At 64.8% G+C, this 4,933-nt stretch carries 6 protein-coding genes; 3 read left to right on the forward strand and 3 right to left on the reverse strand.

Annotated features, from left to right (window positions below):
- Positions 1-232 (forward strand): GIN domain-containing protein (locus tag ACE3UY_RS19065; protein ID WP_374689067.1); only part of this gene is annotated, 232 nt, incomplete at its 5' end.
- Between the two features lie 117 nt (positions 233-349).
- Positions 350-1,303, forward strand: a complete 954-nt coding sequence (locus ACE3UY_RS19070; protein WP_374689068.1) for a hypothetical protein — start codon at positions 350-352, stop codon at positions 1,301-1,303.
- 80 nt (positions 1,304-1,383) lie between these two features.
- On the opposite strand, the gene ACE3UY_RS19075 is transcribed toward ACE3UY_RS19070, so the two are convergent.
- From ACE3UY_RS19075 to ACE3UY_RS19085, 3 genes are all read right to left on the reverse strand, one after another.
- Positions 1,384-1,998 (reverse strand): DUF3105 domain-containing protein, encoded by a 615-nt coding sequence (locus ACE3UY_RS19075; protein WP_374689069.1) that lies wholly within the window; start codon positions 1,996-1,998, stop codon positions 1,384-1,386.
- 187 nt (positions 1,999-2,185) lie between these two features.
- Entirely contained in the window at positions 2,186-2,890 is a 705-nt protein-coding gene (locus ACE3UY_RS19080; protein WP_374689070.1) for a DUF805 domain-containing protein, read from the reverse strand.
- Between the two features lie 70 nt (positions 2,891-2,960).
- Complete coding sequence (locus ACE3UY_RS19085; protein WP_374689071.1) at positions 2,961-3,899, reverse strand: TolB family protein; 939 nt, start codon at positions 3,897-3,899, stop codon at positions 2,961-2,963.
- Between the two features lie 283 nt (positions 3,900-4,182).
- Here ACE3UY_RS19085 and ACE3UY_RS19090 point away from each other — a divergent pair.
- A partial coding sequence (locus ACE3UY_RS19090) for an SWIM zinc finger domain-containing protein (protein ID WP_374689072.1) occupies positions 4,183-4,933 on the forward strand: 751 nt, incomplete at its 3' end.

Here is a 4,933-nt window from a genome sequence, read left to right on the forward strand (position 1 = left end):
CGGCCAGGGCGGCACGCTGGCGGCCAATGCTTCCGGCGCCAGCACCATCGATCTGGAAGCGTTCCCCACCACCAGCGCCAACGCCACCGCCAGCGGCGCCAGCAATGTGACCGTCAACACCACCGGCCGCCTGGACGCCGACGCCTCCGGCGCGTCGAACATCCACTACCTCGGCCAGCCGGCGCTGGGGGACATCGAGGAGTCGGGCGGGTCTAACGTCGAACAGCGGTAACGCGGTTGTAGCGCGGGATGGCATCCCGCGTTCCGGATAAGCCGCAGATGCGGGTTACCAACCCGCGCTACAAGGTATGGGTTGCACCGGGGCAGCGCGGTTCGTACAATGCCGCCCATGACTTGGAATACCCTTTTCACCCCGTTCGAGCGCCGCGCCACGTCGCGGCGCTTTATCTTGTCCTTCCTGATCTGCTTGCTGCTGGCGCTGGCCGCCTGTGGCGGCAATGGGACCGAAACGACCGGTGAGGGCACCGAAGTGGTTGCGCCCACGCTGGCGGCCACCGAACCGGCCGAAGCGGCCCCAACCGACGCGCCCGCCACCGAAGCCCCACCCACTGAGGTTCCGCCCACCGAAGCTGTCCCGACCGAAGCGCCGACCGAAGCGGCCGAGCCAACGGCCGAAACGGCTTCGGCCGGCAACCTGCCCGAAGGGGATTGCGCCAACGAGTTCTTCCCCGTGGTCGAGGGGCGCAGCTTGCGCTATGGCAACACCGTGCCTGACCTGGGCGCGAGCGAGTACACCCAGACCTTCAGCGATGTGACCGATAGTTCGTTCACGGTGACGATGGATCTGGGCGAGGGCGACGCGCTGGTGCAGTCGTGGACGTGTAGCGGCGAGGGGCTGCTCTCGCCGGAGTTCACGCAGTTGCCGGGCGGCGTGGAGGGCATGACCATCGAGTACGTCGAGGCCGAGGGCGTCAGCGTGCCGCCGGCCGACCAGATGCAGCCCGGCGGCGAGTGGACGACCCACTACGTCGTTAACGCCACGCTACCCGACACCGGCGCGGGGGCGATGACGATGACGGAGACGATTGATCTGGTGAACACGGTCACGGCCGTCGAGGCGGTCAGCGTCCCGGCCGGCGACTATCCCGACGCGGTGCGCGTGGAGACGACCGGCACGATCGGCATCGTCATGACCCTGGGCGACCAGACCCAGCCCGCTACCGACGTGGCAATGAACTTCACCACGTGGTACGTCGAAGGCGTCGGCATGGTGCGCCAGGAGATGGAGGGGATGTTGGATTCGGGGGCGATTGTGACGGAACTAATCGCCGTGGAAGAGTAAGAAGAATCCACAGATTACACAGATTTCACAGATTATGACAAGTAAATCTGTGAAATCTGTGTAATCTGTGGATTCCTTTCTTAGCCGATGGGGTCGCCAATGCCGTTGGTGCAGGCCGCGCCGCGCTCCGGGGTGTTGGGGCCGAGGCGGTAGCGGCCGATGAACTCCTCGAAACGGCTGTCGTCCACACTATCAAGCTCCAACTGCACTTCCCACGCCGTCAGCACGATGGGGCTGCGCTGCTGCGGGTAGGGGCTGACCACCAGGAAGTTCTGGCCGCGCACCGCGTCCTGGATGGCCGCGATCTGGTCGGCCGGCAGGTCGGGCTGGTAGGTGATCCAGACCGCGCCGTGCTCCATCGAGTGGATGGCGTTGGCCGTGTTGAGCGGCGCGTCGTAGACGCCGCAGTTCTGCCAGGCCGGGTCGTGGACGCCGCCGGACGGGGGCAGCTCGCCAAAGGCTATTTCCAGGTTGGATTCGTGGCCGCGCGACTGGCGCGGGAACTGGACGACGCCGGCAATGCCCGGCTCCGGCCGCATTGCCAGCCATAGCAGCACCCCCAGCACCGCCGCGACCAGCACGACGCCCGCAATGAGTAGCACGCGGTTGCGCGCCGTGTTGTCGGGGGCGGCCTTGCCCCGGCGCGCGCCGGTTGTCCGCGCAGCGCTTGTCTTCTTCTTTCGTTGCGTTGCCATCTATTCGCTCACTCTCACATGAATAGACCCCGGACATCTCATCCAGGGCCATCGAAATTTCGGCGTAGTTTGACAAGAAATGGGCGAATTGACAAGTGAGACACAGGATCATTTAGGAATAAGGAGCGCGCCGCGAGGACACCATAGCCCTTGCGGCGCGACGCTTCTATTACCGTACCGCGCGCCGTCAGGCAGCCAATTCATCCACGGCCGGTTGCGCCACCCCCGGCAGCGACCACAGCCATACCAGCAGGACGATGCCGCCCACCGGAAGTAGCAAGTATAATAACCACCACCCGCTCTTGCCAATGTCGTGCAGCCGCCGCGCGCCGACCGCCAGTTGGGGCAGTAACACGGCGATCAGGAAGATGCTACTCAACGCCTCACTCACGTACATCAACGCCCCGGCGACCAATACCACGAACAGCGTGAACCACCAGAACTCCGCGCGGGTGGCCCGGCCGTTGAACTCCGCGTACTTCGTGAGACACACGCGAATGGCTTCCAGGAAGGACATGTTGCCCGCCTCGTCCTGGGGGCTGACATTCAATAATCCAGATTCTTTGCCAATCATAGAGACGCTCTCTTTCAAAGATGTGACCCAATTCATCTGCGAATCAGGCCCGCCCTCATTCTCAGCGCCTTGCCCCGCCTGATCAACTGTGGAAAACCCTTGTTTTTCGGTTTCAGGCTTGTTTGCGGCGTTCCCCAGCTTCAGAATCAACTCAACTCGGGAACTGACGTCGAATTTGTCGTAGATATTCTTCAGATGGAACTCAACCGTGCGCTCCGAAATGCTGAGCGATGAAGCGATTAACTTGTTGCTTTTGCCCTGGAGCAGAAGTTCCACGACTTCCCATTCACGGTTGCTCAATTGAGGAGATTCGGCCATAGCTCCTTCCTTTTGATTTGAACAGAACACGGGGTCTGCACCCCACGTTCATCATGCTGAATTCATTCCCTCAAGAACTCGGCGCGAGCTGCCCGGTCGCCAGCTCGTAAACCCACCGCCCCCCATTGAGCAGCCCCGTCAGGAGCAGCCGCCCCTCGTCCAGCCACTCCACGCTGGCGAATTCCGGGGCCGATGACGTGAACAGCACTCGCGGCGTCAGCGTCGTCCCGTCCACCAGCACCACGGCCGACTCCCCGGCCACTTCGCCGCAGAAGCTGGTGTATTGCAGGAAGACCAGCGCCGATCCATCGGGCGACCAGACGGGCGGGCCGACGTTGGGCGGCGTCTCGGCCGCGGCCACGCGCCCCAACTCGCCGCCATCGAGCGCGTAGACGACCAACTCCCGCTCCAGCCAGCCGGCCAGCTTTGCCCCGTCGGGCGAGAAAGCGGCCTGGGCCAGCGGCGTGGCGGCCAGATCGACCAGATCGACGCGCACCACGTCGCGCGTCCACGGCCGGCAACCGCCGTCGGGCTGCCCTTCGCGCGCGCCGGTGTAGATAAGGTATCGGCCATCGGCCGACCAGGCCAGCGGTTGCAGCCCGAACGCGCCCAGCCCCTCGCAGTTGATGAACTGGCTGTCCAGCTGGTACTCCATGTCCGTGGCCGGCTCCACAACGCGCAGAACCTCCAGCGAGCGCGGCGCGGGGTCGTCGCCCACGGGCGCGCAATCGTAGATGAGCACCTCGGCCCGGCGCGACCCGTCGGGCGAGGGCAGGATGCCGGCCGCCAGCCGCGGCCGAGCGGCGGCCACCAGCAGCGCCGCCGGCTCCGGCGTGGGCGAGGGGCCGGGGGTGATGGTCGGCTCCGGCGTGGGGGTGATGGTGGGGGTGGCGGTGGGGGCGGCGGTGGGCGTGGCGATGAGCGGCGCGGTCGCGGCGGCGGTCGGCACGGCGGCGATCGGCGGCGCGCCGCTGTCACAGCCTACCAGCCACAGCGCCGCTGCCGCCAACAGCGCTGCTATCCATACTAGCCGATAAGAAGCATGCTCCGCAGATTGCGCAGATTTTTCAGGAGATGCAGTGGCGTGGTTTGTACCGCCGACCGGTAGCCTGTCTGGTTGTAGGGTCATCGTTTATCTTGCTTATACAGCGAACCTATACACGGAACGTAGTTTGCGCCGACACCGGTCTAAAGATCTGTGTAATCTGTGAAATCTGTAGATTCCTCTGCCTGAGCCTGACAGGCTACGCTACACTATATTATCGTCAAAGCGGCTCGATGAGGTAGTCCCAATGGCGCTTACCTTCGGCAATTTCAAGCAAGGCATCCCCGCCGCCATTCTGGCGCGCGGGCGCGCTTATTATACACAGGGGCGCGTAGTCGATCTGGAACTCGACGAAGAGGACGCCTGGGTGGCGCAGGTGGAAGGGACCGAGCGCTACGAGGTGCGCGTCACGCAAGCCCCCAACCGGGAACTGACGTGCCTCTGCGACTGTCCCTATGAATTCGGCGAGCACTGCAAACACATCGCCGCGGTGCTCTACGCCATCGAGGAGGCTTTCCCGGAACACGTCGGCGGCCGGGCCAAGCGGGCGACGGGGTCAAAACGCCGCACCAAGCTGGACAAGCTGCGCGAGGTGCTGGAGCGAACCCCGCCGGAGAGAGTCCAGGACGTCGTGCTGTCGCTGGCCGCCGACGACCGCAACCTGCTCAACCGGCTGCTCGTCCGGCTCGACGCGGCGGGCGACCAGCCGGCCAACTACCGCACGCTGGTCAAGGGCGCCTTGCGCATCGGCCGGCGGGAGTATGGTTACATCGACTATCAAGGGGCGCGACAGGCGGCGGCCGAATTAAACGTCCTCCTGGCCCAGGCCAATCAGTTGTTGAACGAGGGGCGCGTCAATCGGGCCGTCGCCATCTATCAGGCGGTGATGGAGGAGACCATCGAGGCGTACAGCCAGGCCGACGACTCGACGGGCAGCCTGGGCGGTTGCATCGCCCGCGCCATCGGCGGCCTGACGGATGCCCTGGACCGGCTGTTGC

The organism is Promineifilum sp. (SeqCode), assembly GCF_041918635.1.
Taxonomy (GTDB): domain Bacteria; phylum Chloroflexota; class Anaerolineae; order Promineifilales; family Promineifilaceae; genus Promineifilum.